Origin of the sequence: Aeromonas sp. INTO2 (assembly GCF_049860605.1) — a bacterium.
Taxonomy (GTDB): Bacteria; Pseudomonadota; Gammaproteobacteria; order Enterobacterales; family Aeromonadaceae; genus Aeromonas; species Aeromonas caviae.
The window spans coordinates 625,508-640,454 of record NZ_CP187588.1; the positions used below are offsets into that span (position 1 = coordinate 625,508).

Consider the following 14,947-nt stretch of genomic DNA (forward strand, 5'->3'; position numbering starts at 1 on the left):
CCCGCCGAAATTATCTTGTGATCTCCCCTCCAAATTTTTTATTCGCTTACCCCTGATGGAAGATATTTGCGATCTGCTGGGTTATATTCAGCTGGTCAAAATAAACAAACCCGCGTCGAATTCATGCCGATGAGAGATGATGTTGATGATCGTCTATAAATTGGACTGAAGCGTCTACGGTAAGACATTCCATTCAGGAGCGCACACATGTTAAAAAATGCTTTCTCTAATCTGCAAAAGGTCGGTAAGGCGCTGATGCTGCCCGTATCGGTCTTGCCCGTTGCAGGTATTCTGCTGGGGGTGGGTGCTGCCCACTTCAGCTGGTTGCCGGAAATCGTCTCCCAACTGATGGAGCAGGCCGGTGGTTCCGTATTCGGCCAGATGGCTCTGCTGTTCGCCGTGGGCGTTGCCCTTGGCTTCACCAATAACGACGGTGTTTCCGGCCTGTCCGCCATCGTCGGCTACGGCATCATGACCGCCACCCTGACTGTGATGGCGCCTGTGATGGGTGTCGAGAAGATCGATACCGGTGTGCTGGGTGGTATCCTCGCCGGTGGCGTGGCTGCCTGGGCGTTCAACCGCTTCTACAAGATCCAGCTGCCAGAGTACCTCGGCTTCTTCGCTGGCAAGCGCGCCGTGCCCATCATCACCGGTTTTGTTTCCATCGGTCTGGGTGTCGTGCTCTCCTTCATCTGGCCGCCGATTGGTGGTGCCATCGGTGCCTTCTCCGACTGGGCTGCCAACCAGAACCCGGTCCTGGCCTTCGGCATCTACGGCGTGGTTGAGCGCTCCCTGATCCCGTTCGGTCTGCACCACATCTGGAACGTGCCGTTCTTCTATCAGGCTGGTACCTGCGTCAACGCCGCCGGTGAAACCGTACACGGCATCATGACCTGCTTCCTGACTGCTGATGACGCTTCCCGTGCTGCCGGCAACGGCTTCGGTCAGCTGGCGGGTGGCTACCTGTTCAAGATGTTCGGTCTGCCTGCTGCCGCGTTTGCCATTGCGCACTCCGCCAAGCCGGAAAACCGCGCCAAGATCGTAGGTATCATGGCTTCTGCAGCCCTGACCTCCTTCCTGACCGGTATCACCGAGCCTATCGAATTCTCCTTCCTGTTCGTGGCCCCGGTACTGTACGCCATCCACGCTCTGCTGGCAGGTCTGGCCTATGTCCTGACCAACATGCTGGGTGTCGTTCACGGTCACACCTTCTCCAACGGCTTCATCGACTTCGTGGTGCAATCTCCGCGTGCCGACAACATGCTGCTGCTGGTGGGTCTGGGTCTGGTCTACGCAGTCATCTACTACGTGGTCTTCACCGTGGTCATCCGTGCCATGAACCTGAAAACCCCGGGTCGTGAAGACGAAGCTGCCCAAGAGTCCTCTGCCGGTCAAAGCAAGGACGAGATGTCTGCTGCACTGGTCTCCGCCTTCGGTGGCAAAGAGAACATCGCCTCTCTGGACGCCTGCATCACCCGTCTGCGTGTCGGTGTGAAGGATGTGGCCAAGGTTGACCAGGCTGGTCTGAAGAAGCTGGGCGCCGCCGGTGTGGTGGTGTCGGGTTCCGGTGTACAAGCCATCTTCGGCACCAAGTCCGACAACCTGAAAACTGAAATGGACATCTGGATGAAGAGCAACTGATTGTCGCTCCGATATCCGAGTTCCGAAAAGGGAGGCGCAAGCCTCCCTTTTTGCTGGGTTGCGTTTGGTGGCGGGACATGTGCGGGGGCTTTCCTGACGGCGCCAGCATGGTGTGACCCAATGAAAAAGGCGCCCCTGGGCGCCTTTGCTGCATCAGACCGGCTTAAAGCTTTTCGAGATCCCGTTCTATCTCGCTGATCTTGTTCTGCACCACCTTTTCCAGATGACGCAAGTCGCGCAGTATTTTCTGCTTGATGTCCGGATCGGCGGAAGGCTGGCCGCCCTGGGTCAGATTGTCCAGCTCATCCACCACGTATTTGAGGTTGGCGTTGATCTCGGTGACATCTTTGTACTCATGGGTCCCCGAGTCGACCAGCATGGTCTTGCGCTGGCGAGGGTATTTGAATTTGACGCTCTTGGCGAAGAATTCACCCTTCTGCTTCTTGAAATAGATCTTGAGGATGTCGTGGTTGGCTTCCTGGCGCAGGGTGTAGCTGTCCACCGAGGTGGGTTCCTGGATCCCCAGGCTCTTGAGATTCTCGTACATCGGGCTTCCTTGGTTTGAAACGATCCTGACCCCTCTATCTTACCCGAGTCCGGACGCCTTGCCTGTGACAGGCGCGCCAAATTCAAATTGGTTTCAAAGTGGTCTTCTGTAATCAACGAGCCAAGGGGGAGGGGTAAACACCTAGTCAGCACTGCCATAAGCGGTATCGTCTCATGGGGGTGTGCAGTGCTGGTGGGGCAGGGGAGTTGGCGTCCACCCATGGGAGCGGGCATGAAAAAGGGCACCAGAGGTGCCCTTGATGACATCGGCGTGGATTACTCGTCGATGGAGCGCAGCAGGGCGTTGATGCCGACCTTGGCGCGGGTCTTGGCATCCACCTTCTTGACGATGACGGCGGCGTAGAGGCTGTACTTGCCGCACTTGGAGGGCAGGGAGCCGGAAACGACCACGGAGCCGGCCGGGACGCGGCCGTAGTGGATTTCGCCGGTTTCGCGGTCATAGATGCGGGTGGACTGGCCGATGAAGACCCCCATGGAGATGACGGAGCCCTCCTCGACGATTACCCCTTCCACCACTTCGGAACGGGCACCGATGAAGCAGTTGTCTTCGATGATGGTCGGGTTGGCCTGCAGGGGCTCCAGTACGCCGCCGATGCCGACGCCGCCGGAGAGGTGCACGTTCTTGCCGATCTGGGCGCAGGAGCCCACGGTGGCCCAGGTGTCGACCATGGTGCCTTCATCGACGAAGGCGCCGATGTTGACGTAGGAGGGCATCAGCACGGTGTTCGGGGCGATGAAGGAGCCTTTGCGCGCGGTCGCGGGCGGCACGACGCGTACACCGGCAGCCTTGAACTGCTCTTCGGTGTAGTTGGAGAACTTCAGGGGAACCTTGTCGTAGTACTGGGCATCGTCGCCCTTGATGATGCCGTTGTCGTTGATGCGGAAGGAGAGCAGCACGGCCTTCTTCAGCCACTGGTGGACGACCCACTCGCCGGCAATCTTCTCGGCAACCCGGGCTTTGCCGGAGTCCAGCAGGTCGATGGCTTCCAGAATGGCGGCCTTGGTGGCGGCATCGACGGAGCCGGGAGTGATGGAGTCACGGCGCTCGAAGGCCGCTTCGATGGTCTGTTGCAACTGGGTCATGACAGGTTTCCTTTATAAAATTCTGTTTGTTGTATCACACTTTTCCAATCGTTTTTAAGGGCTCTCGCCGATTTCTTCAGAATCAGGGCGATTTATTGTACTTGAGTGGTCCAACCATTTGTTCTGATTGAGGAATCAATACGTCAAAAAGCTTCTTTCGAGGCTTCATCCGAGCGTGTCAGGCACTCTCGCCAACCGGTTCCTGGGGGTTGAGCTGATTGACCAGCCTCTCCTCGAGGGCTTGCTGCTCCTCCGGGTTCAGCGGCTCTCCGGCCAGGGTGGTGAGGCTGAAGAAGTCCTCCACCCGCTCACCGATGGTGGTGATCTTGGCGGCATGGAGGGAGAGGCCGCACTGCTGGAATACGGCACCGATACGGGCCAGCAGGCCCGGGGTATCCAGGGCCGTCAGCTCCAGCAGGGTGTGGCGGTTTTCCCCCTTGTGGGGCAGGAAGACCACCCTGGTCGGCACGCTGAACTGGCGGTGGCGTCTGGACAGGGGCTTGCTGCGCAGTACCAGTTTGCCCGGCTCCTGAAGGGCTTTCTCCAGCGCCTTCTTGATGGTGGCGGTACGGTTGGGGCTGATGGGCTCGCCGTTTGGCTCCAGCACGATGAAGGTATCGAGCACGTAGTCGTTGCGCGAATTCATGATCTGGGCGTCGTGGATGCTGAGGTTCTTCTGATCCAGTGCCGAGGCCACGGTGGCAAAGAGGTTGGGGGTATCGCGGCAATAGATGAACACCTCGCTACCGCCCCGTATGGGATGCTTGCCGATGAGCACCAGGGGGGCCGGGTTGTCACCGTGGGCGATGATCTTGCGGCAGTGCCAGGCGATCTGCTCCGGGCTGTGGCGCAGGAAGTAATCGGCCTTGAAGTCGTTCCAGAGGGCGGTGACCGCCTCCTGTGGCACCTCACGCTGGGTCAGGATCTGCCTGGCCTGGCGCTGGTTTTCACGGATCTTGAGGCGCATGTCCGGCGGGTTTTCCAACCCCTGGCGCAGGGCCTTCTGGGTGGCGAAGTAGAGTTCGCGCAGCAGGGTGCCCTTCCAGTCGTTCCACAGACTGTCGTTGGTGGCACAGATGTCGGCCACGGTCAGGCAATAGAGCAGGTCGAGGTGCAATTCATCCCGCACCTTCTGGGCGAAGTCGGTGACCACATCCGGGTCGTAGATGTCGCGGCGCTGGGCGGTGACCGACATCAGCAGATGGTGGCGCACCAGCCAGGCGACCAGTCGGCTCTCGTAGCGATCCAGCCCGTGCAACTGGCAGAACTCCAGCGCATCCACGGCCCCGAGTTCGGAGTGATCGCCGCGCCTGCCCTTGGCGATGTCGTGGAAGAGGGCGGCGATGCTGAGCAGCTCGGGCTTGCGCAACTGGGTGAACACCTCGTGGCAGAGCGGGTGAGTCTGGCGGCTGGCCGGATTCGGGAAGCGATGGATGTTTTGCAGCAGCCGATGGGTGTGCTCGTCCACCGTGTAGGCGTGGAACATGTCGAACTGCATCTGGCCGACGATAAGGTTCCACTGGGGCAGGTAGGCCGCGAGGATCCCGTACTTGTGCATCAGGGTGAGCGGCTGGCCGATGCCGTTGGGGTGGCGCAGGAGCGCCATGAAGAGACGGCGGCACTCGGGTAGATCTTGCAGCCAGCAGTTGAGGGTGCGTCTGGCCTCGCGCAACTGGCGCAAGGTGGCGGAGTGGATGCCGGCAATCTCCGGATGCTGGGCTATCTGGTAGAAGAGTCGCAGGATGGCGGCAGGATCCCGGCCGAACAGCTCGGAGTCCACCGCATCGATGAGGCGGCCGCGCAGCTGGAATTCGTCGCTGATGCGGCGCACGTCCATGGCGGTGTTGCCGAGAATGGCCTCGTCAAAGAGTTGCAGCAGCATCTCGTTGAGTTCGGCCACCCGTCGCACCGTCTGGTAGAAGCGCTTCATCATCTGCTCGACCGGGCCGTTTCCTTCCCCCTCGAACCCCAGCATCTGGGCCACGGTGCGCTGGCGGTCGAACAAGAGGCGGTTGTCCCCCTTGTTGATGGCCATGTGCAGGGCGAAGCGCACCTTCCACAGGAAATTCTGGCAGTCGAGCAGCTCCCGGTACTCGGCCCGGTTGAGAAAACCGTGGCTGGTCATCTCGAACAGGGTGGTGGCGCCGAAGTGGCGGCGGGCGACCCAGGCCAGGGTCTGGATGTCGCGAAGGCCCCCGGGATTGTTCTTGAGATCCGGCTCCAGCTTGTAGGCGGTGCCGAGAAACTGCTGGTGGCGCAGGGCCTGCTCTTCGCGTTTGGCACGAAAGAAGGCTTCGCTCGGCCAGAAGTGCTGGGGCTGGGTGGCCACCTGCAACTGCTCGAATCCCGCCAGGCTACCCGTGATGTAACGGGCCTCGATGAGGTTGGTGGCAACCGTGATGTCGTTGCGGCCCTGCTCGATGCACTCGGCCACGTTGCGCACCGACTGCCCCACTTCCAGCTTGAGATCCCACAAGAGGGTGATGAACTCGCCGATGCGAAGCCCCAGCACCTCGTCCAGTTCATCTCCTTCGTAGAGGAGCAGCAGGTCGATGTCGGAGTGGGGATGGAGTTCGCCGCGGCCATAGCCGCCTACCGCGATCAGGGTGAGCTCGGTCCTGTCGAAGCCGAACTTGTGCCAGAGCCTGGTCAGCAGCGCGTCCATGTATTCGGAGCGGGTGGCCACCAGTTCGATGATGTTGTCACCGGCGTCGAAGCGCTCGTGCAGCCAGGCGAGAAAGCGGCTCAGGTACTCCTTGCAGTTGTCACGGGTGAGCTGATCGTCTGGGAGCAGATGGGGAGAAAGCAGGCTGGCATCCATGGCATGTCACACTCTCGGTCGGGCCGGGTAAAGAGCAACCCCGGCGCGCGGCCGGGGTTGAATGTCAAACGTGGCGGATAAAACGCTCGATAGTGTCGTCGGGGCGCAGGGTCAGGACCTCGCAGCCATCCTCGGTCACCAGCAGGGTGTGCTCCCACTGGGCGGAGTCGCCGCCGTCCTTGGTGGTGACGGTCCAGCCATCCTTCGGATTGACCTTGCAATGGTACTTCTTGCTGTTGACCATGGGCTCGATGGTGAAGCACATGCCCGCTTTCAGCTCCAGCTTGCCGCCGTTGCGGTAGTGGAGGATCTGCGGCTCTTCGTGGAACTCGGCACCGATGCCATGGCCGCAGTAGTCGCGTACCACGGAGAAGCCTGCCTGCTCGACGATGGGCTGGATGACGGCGCCGATCTCGGTGATGCACATGCCCGGGCGCACCCGCTTGATGGCGGCATAGAGGCTATCCTGGGCCACCTTGCAGAGCTGACGACGCAGGGGGGTGGTCTGGCCCACGATGAACATGGCGGAGGTATCGCCGTGATAACCATCCTTGATGACGGTGATGTCCAGATTGATGATGTCCCCTTCCCGCAGTTTCTTGTGGTTCGGGATGCCATGGCAGATGACATCGTTCACCGAAGTACAGATGGACTTGGGGAAGCCGTGGTAATTGAGCGGCGCGGGGATGGCCTGCTGCACGTCGACGATGTAGTCGTGGCAGAGGGTATTCAGTTCGTCTGTGGTGACGCCCGCCTTGACGTGGGGGGCGATCATGACCAGCACGTCGGCGGCCAGCTGGCCGGCGACACGCATTTTTTCAATCTCTTCCGGTGTCTTGATTTTAATGGACATGGGATCTCTCTTGGGGCCTGATTGCGCATCCTGCCGATGCCCAACAACCAGGTAATGAAAAATAGATGCGTTTGCAATCAGGGCGAAATTTTATCCCCAACCCCCGTTTACTTCCAGTGTGATCGTCATCGCAACGTCATCAGGCGGTCGCACCATGGTCCGGGATCCATTTTTAGCACCCGGGCTGGTGGTGTCATGACCAAAGTTATGGTATAAAGCGCGCCGGAATGGGGAACTCGTGTCCTCATGCCATCACCCTTACTCAACAACACACACACATCGACACATATGCCGGGGTGCCTTAACGGGTCGGTTATATGGGATGTGTGGAGGCCTAACCCCAATACAGAGGTATAAAATGGCTAAAGTTTCTATGCGCGACATGCTGCAAGCCGGCGTTCACTTCGGTCACCAGACTCGTTACTGGAACCCGAAAATGAAGTCCTACATCTTCGGCGCCCGCAGCAAAGTTCACATCATCAACCTGGAAAAAACCGTTCCGATGTTTGACGATGCAATGAACTTCATCAGCTCCGTAGCTGCCAAGAAAGGCAAGGTACTGTTCGTAGGTACTAAGCGTGCCGCGTCTGAAGCCGTCAAAGAAGCCGCTGAGCGTTGCGACCAGTTCTATGTTAACCACCGCTGGCTGGGCGGCATGCTGACCAACTGGAAAACCGTTCGTCAGTCCATCAAGCGCCTGAAAGATCTGGAAACCCAGAGCGAAGACGGTACCTTCGACAAGCTGACCAAGAAAGAGGCGCTGATGCGTACTCGCGAAATGGAAAAGCTGGAGAAGAGCCTGGGTGGTATCAAGAACATGGGCGGCCTGCCTGACGTTCTGTTCGTTGTCGATGCCGACCACGAGCACATCGCTATCAAAGAAGCCAACAACCTGGGTATCCCGGTAGTTTCCATCGTTGATACCAACTCCAACCCGGACGGCGTTGACTATGTCATCCCGGGTAACGACGACGCTATCCGTGCCGTACAGCTGTACCTGAACGCTGCTGCTGACACCGTTCTGGAAGCCCGCGAGCAGGACATCGTTGTTCAAGCCGAACAAGATGGCTTCGTTGAAGCTGAGTAATTGATAAGGACTGAAAAGCCCTTATTAACCAAGCTGATGTAATTGGTTAGCAGGGGCCCTTGTGGCCCCTGTTTCTTGTCAATTCAAGACCGAGGATACTGGACATGGCAAACATTTCTGCCGCCCTGGTAAAAGAACTGCGCGAGCGCACCGCCGCTGGCATGATGGATTGCAAAAAAGCGCTGGAAGAAGCCAACGGTGATATCGAGCTGGCTATCGAGAACATGCGTAAATCCGGTCAGGCCAAGGCCGCCAAGAAAGCTGGCCGTATCGCCGCTGAAGGTGTGATCTTCGCCCGTACCGAAGGCAACGTTGCCGTCATGATCGAGCTGAACTGCGAGACTGACTTCGTTTCCAAGGATGCCGGTTTCCTGGCCATGGGTCAGAAGATCGTCGAGATCGCTGCTACCCAGAAAATCGCTGACGTTGACGCGCTGAAAGCCGCCGACTTCGGTAACGGCGAGTCCGTCGAGCTGACCATCACCAACCTGATCGCCAAGATCGGTGAGAACATGAACCTGCGTCGCGTGATGCTGGTTGAAGGTGACAACCTGGGCACCTACGTTCACGGCTCCCGCATCGGTGTTATCACCAAGCTGGTTGGCGGTACCGACGAGCTGGCCAAAGATCTGGCCATGCACGTTGCTGCCAACAGCCCGCAATTCGTCAAACCGGAAGACGTGTCTGCCGAAGTCGTTGCCAAAGAGCGCGAAATCCAGATCGACATCGCCATCAACTCCGGCAAGCCGAAAGAGATCGCCGAGAAGATGGTTGAAGGCCGCATGAAGAAGTTCACCGGTGAGGTTTCCCTGACTGGTCAACCGTTCGTGAAAGATCCTTCCATGACCGTTGCCGAGCTGCTGAAGAAAGAAGGCGCTGACGTTGTTTCCTTCACCCGTTTCGAAGTGGGCGAAGGCATCGAGAAGCAAGAGACCGACTTCGCTGCTGAAGTAGCAGCCCAGATCGCGGCCGCTCAGAAGGCCTAATCGAACCGGTTTTTCCGTTTCCCCAGACCGCGACTTATGTCGCGGTCTTTATATGACCAGGAATCAGTGACATGAGTACCAATCCCAAGCCTGCATACAGACGTGTTCTTCTGAAGTTGAGTGGTGAAGCCCTGCAAGGATCCGAGGGTTTCGGCATTGATCCGGCGGTGCTGGAACGGATGGCCCAAGAGATCAAAGAGCTGGTTGAGCTGGGTGTTCAGGTCGGTCTGGTCATCGGTGGCGGCAACCTGTTCCGTGGTGCCGGCCTTGCCAAGGCAGGCATGAATCGCGTGGTGGGTGACCACATGGGTATGCTGGCGACCGTCATGAACGGCCTGGCCATGCGTGATGCCCTGCATCGTGCTTATGTGAATGCCCGCCTGATGTCGGCCATCTCCCTGCAAGGGGTCTGCGACTCCTACAGCTGGGCCGAAGCCATCAGCCAGCTGCGTGCCGGCAAGGTGGTGATCTTCTCTGCCGGTACCGGCAACCCCTTCTTTACCACCGACTCGGCAGCCTGCCTGCGCGGTATCGAGATCGAAGCCGACGTCGTGCTGAAAGCCACCAAGGTCGATGGCGTGTTCACCGATGACCCGGTCAAGAACCCGGATGCCGTGCTCTATCAGGAACTGAGTTATGATGAAGTTCTTGAAAAAGAACTCAAAGTGATGGATCTTGCTGCTTTTACCCTGGCCCGCGACCACGATCTGCCGATCCGGGTGTTCAACATGAACAAACCGGGCGCGCTGCGCCGCGTGATCATGGGTGAGCCGGAAGGTACCCTGATCCACCAGGCCAGCAAGTAAGGCAAGTGTGAGCCCCAGGCTCGCTTGTCCATTACGCCAGTCAACAAGATAGATACGAGCCGCCTGTCGGCTCGTTCGCCAAAAGGAAAACCACTGTGATCAACGAGATTAAAAACGACGCCAAGGACCGCATGGGCAAAAGCGTAGAGTCGCTGAAGACCCAGATGTCCAAGATCCGTACCGGCCGTGCTCACCCGAGCCTGCTTGACGGCATCCAGGTGGAGTATTACGGTGCTGCCACTCCTCTGAAGCAGTTGGCCAACGTGGTGGCAGAAGATGCTCGTACTCTCTCCATCTCCATCTTCGATCGCTCCATGATCCAGGCGGTGGAAAAAGCCATCCTGACCTCCGATCTGGGCCTGAACCCGTCCAGCAACGGCCAGACTCTGCGCGTGCCGCTGCCGCCGCTGACCGAAGAGCGTCGCCGTGATCTGACCAAGATCGTCCGTGCCGAAGCCGAAGGTGCCCGGGTTGCCATTCGCAACATCCGTCGCGATGCCAACGCCGATCTGAAAGCCCTGCTGAAAGAGAAAGAGATCTCCGAAGACGACGACCGTCGCGCCCAGGAAGAGATCCAGAAGCTGACCGATACCTTCATCAAGCTGGTGGATGACGCCCTGGTTGTGAAGGAAAAGGAGCTAATGGAAATCTAAGCCTCCGACAGGTATATTACGAGCGCCGTGTAGTGCCCCTGCACGGCGCTTTTGTCTTTGTGGGAGAAATGAATGTCGCTTTTGGCAGCGCTAGGCGATAGCGCCAGCTCGTCCTTGCCCCGTCACGTCGCCATCATCATGGATGGCAATGGTCGCTGGGCCCAGAACCGCGGCAAGATGCGGGTTTCCGGGCACAAGGCGGGCGTGAAATCCGTGCGTGAGGCCGTGGCCTTTGCCGCCCGCGCCAAGATGGAGGCGCTGACCCTGTTTGCGTTTTCCAGCGAGAACTGGCGCCGTCCGGAAGGGGAAGTAAACGCCCTGATGGAGTTGTTCATGACGGTGCTGGGTCGCGAGGTGAGCAAGTTGCACAGCAACGGCATTCGCCTTCGGGTGATTGGCGACACTGCCCGCTTCAGCGAGCGGCTACAGGCCAAGATCGCCAAGGCTGAGGCCCTGACCGCCAACAATCAGGGACTGACCCTCAATATCGCCGCCAACTATGGTGGTCAGTGGGACATCGCCCAGGCGGCCCGGACCCTGGCACGGGCCGTGGCGGCTGGTGAACTGGATGCCGAGGCGGTCGATGAGGCGGCATTGGGTCGTCATGTCTGCATGGCTGATCTTCCCCCCGTGGATCTGTTGATCCGCACCGGCGGGGATCATCGCATCAGCAACTTTGTCCTGTGGCAGCTCGCCTATGCCGAACTCTATTTTACCCCGGTCCTGTGGCCCGATTTTGACGAGGCCGAGTTCAGTGGGGCAGTTGCCTCCTTCGTTGCTCGCGAGCGTCGCTTCGGGTGTACGGGTGAACAGATCCGGGAATTGATCGCCGCGCAACAGACCGGCTAAACCCCGCTCCCAAGAGAGAGGTTTCTTTTGCTAAAACAACGAATTATTACCGCATTACTGTTAGTACCCCTGGTGTTGGGGGCGCTGTTTTTTCTGCCGTTGAAATTCTTTGCCCTGCTCGCCGCCCTGGTCTTTCTGCTGGCCAGCCGTGAGTGGAGTGCCTTCGTCACTGCCCAGCCGCAACAGTGGTTGCCGCTGGTGTTCTGTCTGCTGCTGGGGGCCAGCCTGTTCTGGGTGCCCGTGGAGCAACTCTGGATCCCCCAACTGCATCCGCTGGTGATGGGCGTGCTCTGGACCGCCGTCAGCTGGTGGCTGCTGGGGCTGGTGCTGGTGCTGCGCTACCCGCAAAGCGCCAGGCTGTGGCGTGAATCCATCTGGCTCAAATCCCTGTTCGGTCTGGTGACCCTGGTTCCCTTCTTCTGGTCCCTGGTGGCCATTCGCGGTTACAACTTCTACCACGACCCCATGATGGGGGCCTGGATCCTGCTGTTCGTGATGGGACTGGTCTGGGCGGCAGATTCTGGCGCGTATTTTTTCGGCAAGGCGTTCGGCAAACACAAGCTGGCACCGGCCGTGAGCCCGGGTAAAACCATCGAAGGCATGCTGGGCGGCCTCTTTACCGCCAGCCTGCTGGCCATCGGCGTGACCTGGTTCATGGGCTTCGTGCCTGCCAAGATGGGCACAGTGTTGCTCTGTTCCCTGCTGGCGGTGCTGGCCTCCGTGCTCGGCGATCTGGCCGAGAGCATGTTCAAGCGGGAAGCCGGCATCAAGGATTCCGGCACCCTGTTGCCGGGCCATGGGGGCATTCTCGATCGCATCGACAGCCTGACGGCGGCGCTGCCCGTCTTCCTGCTCAGCTACCTGTTGCTCGGTCCGGAGTTTTGATGTTTCGCGCACTGATGATCCCGGGAGCGTCCCGCTCCATCAGTCTGTTACCCAATCAGGAGTCTTGATGCAAAACCTGGTGATCCTGGGAGCGTCAGGCTCCATCGGTCAGAGCACCCTCAAGGTACTGCGCCACAACCCCGGGCGCTGGCAGGTGCTGGCGCTGACCGCTGCCCGCAGCGTGGATGCCATGCTGCGCGACTGTCTCGAATTCTCCCCCCGGTTCGCTGTCATGGTGGACGAAGGCGCCGCCAGCTCGCTGGCGGGTCGGCTCAAGGCTCACGGCAGCACCACCCGGGTGTTGTCCGGTCAGGCAGCCCTGTGCGACGTGGCTGCTCACCCCGAGGCCCACAGCGTGATGGCGGCCATTGTCGGTGCGGCGGGTCTGGCACCCACCATGGCTGCCGTGCGCGCCGGCAAGCGCATTCTGCTGGCCAACAAGGAGGCGCTGGTGATGTCAGGCGCCTTCTTCATGGAGGCGGTGCGCGAGCACGGCGCCGAGCTGCTGCCCATCGACAGCGAACACAACGCCATCTTCCAGTGCCTGCCGGTCGACGTGCAGCGCCAGCCCGGTTTCTGCGATCTGGCCGGGGCGGGGATCAGCAAGATCCTGCTGACCGGCTCCGGCGGACCTTTCCGCTATGCCGATGTGGGTGAACTGCACCATGTCACCCCGGCGCAAGCCATTGCCCATCCCAACTGGTCCATGGGGGCCAAGATCTCGGTGGACTCCGCCACCATGATGAACAAGGGGCTGGAGTACATCGAGGCGCGCTGGCTGTTCAATGCGGCCCCCGAGCAGATCCAGGTGGTGATTCACCCCCAGTCCGTCATTCACTCCATGGTGCAGTACAAGGATGGCTCCGTGCTGGCCCAGCTCGGCAACCCGGACATGTGCACCCCCATTGCCCACGCTCTGGCCTATCCGGAACGGATCGAGTCCGGTGTGGAACCTTTGGATTTCTTCAGTGTCGGAGAGTTCAGCTTTATCCGGCCCGACTATGAGCGCTATCCCTGTCTGGCGCTGGCCATGAGCGCGTGCCAGCAGGGGCAGGGGGCGACCACCTCCCTCAATGCCGCCAACGAGGAGGCCGTCGCGGCTTTTCTTGCAGAGCGGATCGGATTTATGGATATTGCCAGAGTCAACGAATCCGTCATGTCCGAGCTGGGCAGCAGTGCTGCCGGCTCTCTGGCGGATCTCATCGCCCTGGACGGTACGGCCCGAGCCCGTGCCCAGCAACTGATAAAGGAGCTTGCCGTATGAACGGACTGTGGTGGCAGCCAGCCCCTCTCCATGCTCTCGAGCGCAGGACTGGACATGACCGCGAGGTACGCGGCTGATGGGCGGGCTTCTTTGGAATATCGGCGCCTTCATCGTGGCCCTCGGGCTGCTGGTGGCGGTGCATGAATTTGGCCACTTCTGGGTGGCTCGTCGTTGCGGCGTCAAGGTGGAGCGCTTCTCCATCGGCTTTGGCAAGGCCATCTGGCGTCGCCTTGGCAAGGATGGCACCGAATACGTGCTGGCCCTGATCCCCCTTGGCGGTTACGTCAAGATGCTGGATGGCCGGGTCGATGAACTCAAGCCGGGGGAGGAGGCGCAGGCCTTCAACCACAAGAGCGTCTGGGCCCGGATGGCCATCGTGGCGGCTGGCCCCATGGCGAACTTCGTGTTCGCCCTGTTCGCCTTCTGGCTGATGTTCATGATAGGGGTGCCGAGCGTCAAACCCGTGGTGGGCGAGGTGCGTCCCGCCTCCATCGTGGCAGAGGCCGGCATCCTGCCAGGCATGGAGATCGTCGGCGTCGGCGGCGAGGAGACCGGTGACTGGGAGAGCGTCACCTATGCCCTCATCAGCCACCTTGGTGATGACTCGGTCCAACTCAAGCTCAAGGCGGTCAACACCAGCTATGCAGTGGACAAGACCCTGCAGCTGGCAGGCTGGAAATTCGATCCGGACAAAGAGTCACCCATCGGGAGCCTCGGGATAGTGCCCCTCGGTGGCAAGGTACTGCCCGTGGTGGAGGCCGTGGTACCGTCGAGCGCCAGCGAGAAGGCCGGCCTTCAGATAGGGGATCGCATCAAGGGGGTCGATGGAGAGGCCATCACCGAATGGGCCCAGTTTGTCGAGCGTGTCCAGCAGTCACCGGCGCAGCCGCTGCAGGTGACGGTGGAGCGCGGGGGCAGCGAGATGACCCTGACCCTGACCCCGGACGGGAAGAAAGTGAAGGGCCAGCTGGTCGGTTTTGTGGGCTTGTCGCCGCAACTGGTTCCATTACCGGATGAGTATCGAACTCTGTTACAGTATGGGCCTTTGCAAGCCCTGTGGCATGGGGTCCAGAAGACCTGGAGCCTGATCACCCTGACCTTCGACATGATAGGCAAGCTGATCGGTGGCATCGTCTCTTTGGACAACCTGAGCGGCCCCATCTCCATCGCCAAGGGGGCCGGCAGCAGCGCCGATTACGGGTTGGTCTATTTCCTCGGATTCCTGGCGCTCATCAGCGTCAACCTGGGGATCATCAACCTGTTCCCCCTGCCGGTGCTCGATGGTGGCCATCTGGTCTATTTCCTCATCGAGGCGATCACCGGCAAGCCGGTATCGGAAAAAATTCAGGAAGTTGGGTTCAGGATAGGCGCCGCCATTCTGATGTTACTGATGGGCATTGCGCTGTTTAATGATTTCGCTCGCCTCTGAGGCCAGAGCATCAACAAGGACAC

General features: G+C 59.8%; 13 protein-coding genes. 9 read left to right on the forward strand and 4 right to left on the reverse strand.

Features of this window, described 5'->3' with window-relative positions:
* The first annotated feature begins 207 nt into the window (after positions 1–207).
* Positions 208–1,641, forward strand: a complete 1,434-nt coding sequence (ptsG, locus tag ACPW74_RS03075) for a PTS glucose transporter subunit IIBC (protein ID WP_264787482.1) — start codon at positions 208–210, stop codon at positions 1,639–1,641.
* 163 nt (positions 1,642–1,804) lie between these two features.
* On the opposite strand, the gene ACPW74_RS03080 is transcribed toward ptsG, so the two are convergent.
* The 4 genes from ACPW74_RS03080 to map form a co-directional block, all read right to left on the reverse strand.
* Entirely contained in the window at positions 1,805–2,188 is a 384-nt protein-coding gene (locus ACPW74_RS03080) for a DUF3461 family protein (RefSeq protein ID WP_039039426.1), read from the reverse strand.
* Between the two features lie 275 nt (positions 2,189–2,463).
* Complete coding sequence (dapD, locus tag ACPW74_RS03085; RefSeq protein ID WP_010673400.1) at positions 2,464–3,291, reverse strand: 2,3,4,5-tetrahydropyridine-2,6-dicarboxylate N-succinyltransferase; 828 nt, start codon at positions 3,289–3,291, stop codon at positions 2,464–2,466.
* Between the two features lie 178 nt (positions 3,292–3,469).
* Complete coding sequence (gene glnD / locus ACPW74_RS03090; protein WP_425858554.1) at positions 3,470–6,112, reverse strand: bifunctional uridylyltransferase/uridylyl-removing protein GlnD; 2,643 nt, start codon at positions 6,110–6,112, stop codon at positions 3,470–3,472.
* Positions 6,113–6,176: 64 nt separating this feature from the next.
* Positions 6,177–6,965, reverse strand: coding sequence for a type I methionyl aminopeptidase (map, locus tag ACPW74_RS03095; RefSeq protein WP_010673402.1), 789 nt, complete (start codon positions 6,963–6,965; stop codon positions 6,177–6,179).
* 358 nt (positions 6,966–7,323) lie between these two features.
* Between map and rpsB the strand changes: the two genes are divergently transcribed.
* The 8 genes from rpsB to rseP all read left to right on the forward strand — a co-directional run bounded on the left by rpsB (position 7,324) and on the right by rseP (position 14,924).
* Positions 7,324–8,052, forward strand: a complete 729-nt coding sequence (rpsB, locus tag ACPW74_RS03100) for a 30S ribosomal protein S2 (RefSeq protein ID WP_010673403.1) — start codon at positions 7,324–7,326, stop codon at positions 8,050–8,052.
* A 104-nt stretch (positions 8,053–8,156) separates the two neighbouring features.
* Positions 8,157–9,038: a translation elongation factor Ts gene (gene tsf / locus ACPW74_RS03105; protein ID WP_010673404.1), complete on the forward strand. Its 882-nt coding sequence runs from the start codon at positions 8,157–8,159 to the stop codon at positions 9,036–9,038.
* 71 nt (positions 9,039–9,109) lie between these two features.
* Entirely contained in the window at positions 9,110–9,844 is a 735-nt protein-coding gene (gene pyrH / locus ACPW74_RS03110; protein ID WP_010673405.1) for a UMP kinase, read from the forward strand.
* A gap of 95 nt (positions 9,845–9,939) precedes the next feature.
* The gene (gene frr / locus ACPW74_RS03115; protein WP_010673406.1) at positions 9,940–10,497 is read left to right on the forward strand and encodes a ribosome recycling factor; all 558 of its coding nucleotides are present in this window, start codon (positions 9,940–9,942) and stop codon (positions 10,495–10,497) included.
* Between the two features lie 72 nt (positions 10,498–10,569).
* Positions 10,570–11,346 (forward strand): polyprenyl diphosphate synthase, encoded by a 777-nt coding sequence (uppS, locus tag ACPW74_RS03120; protein WP_039039427.1) that lies wholly within the window; start codon positions 10,570–10,572, stop codon positions 11,344–11,346.
* A 27-nt stretch (positions 11,347–11,373) separates the two neighbouring features.
* A complete protein-coding gene (locus ACPW74_RS03125; RefSeq protein WP_029313939.1) occupies positions 11,374–12,231 on the forward strand; it encodes a phosphatidate cytidylyltransferase in 858 nt (285 codons plus the stop codon).
* Positions 12,232–12,298: 67 nt separating this feature from the next.
* Positions 12,299–13,495 (forward strand): 1-deoxy-D-xylulose-5-phosphate reductoisomerase, encoded by a 1,197-nt coding sequence (gene ispC / locus ACPW74_RS03130; RefSeq protein WP_425858555.1) that lies wholly within the window; start codon positions 12,299–12,301, stop codon positions 13,493–13,495.
* A 76-nt stretch (positions 13,496–13,571) separates the two neighbouring features.
* The gene (gene rseP / locus ACPW74_RS03135; protein WP_139736829.1) at positions 13,572–14,924 is read left to right on the forward strand and encodes a sigma E protease regulator RseP; all 1,353 of its coding nucleotides are present in this window, start codon (positions 13,572–13,574) and stop codon (positions 14,922–14,924) included.
* The last annotated feature ends 23 nt before the right edge of the window (positions 14,925–14,947 follow it).

Coding starts and splice junctions, on each gene's coding strand:
- ptsG (WP_264787482.1), top strand. CDS start 208: ATGTTAAAAAATGCTTTCTCTAATCTGCAAAAGGTCGGTAAGGCGCTG.
- map (WP_010673402.1), bottom strand. CDS start 6,965: ATGTCCATTAAAATCAAGACACCGGAAGAGATTGAAAAAATGCGTGTC.
- tsf (WP_010673404.1), top strand. CDS start 8,157: ATGGCAAACATTTCTGCCGCCCTGGTAAAAGAACTGCGCGAGCGCACC.
- glnD (WP_425858554.1), bottom strand. CDS start 6,112: ATGGATGCCAGCCTGCTTTCTCCCCATCTGCTCCCAGACGATCAGCTC.
- dapD (WP_010673400.1), bottom strand. CDS start 3,291: ATGACCCAGTTGCAACAGACCATCGAAGCGGCCTTCGAGCGCCGTGAC.
- ispC (WP_425858555.1), top strand. CDS start 12,299: ATGCAAAACCTGGTGATCCTGGGAGCGTCAGGCTCCATCGGTCAGAGC.
- ACPW74_RS03080 (WP_039039426.1), bottom strand. CDS start 2,188: ATGTACGAGAATCTCAAGAGCCTGGGGATCCAGGAACCCACCTCGGTG.
- rpsB (WP_010673403.1), top strand. CDS start 7,324: ATGGCTAAAGTTTCTATGCGCGACATGCTGCAAGCCGGCGTTCACTTC.
- uppS (WP_039039427.1), top strand. CDS start 10,570: ATGTCGCTTTTGGCAGCGCTAGGCGATAGCGCCAGCTCGTCCTTGCCC.
- rseP (WP_139736829.1), top strand. CDS start 13,572: ATGGGCGGGCTTCTTTGGAATATCGGCGCCTTCATCGTGGCCCTCGGG.
- pyrH (WP_010673405.1), top strand. CDS start 9,110: ATGAGTACCAATCCCAAGCCTGCATACAGACGTGTTCTTCTGAAGTTG.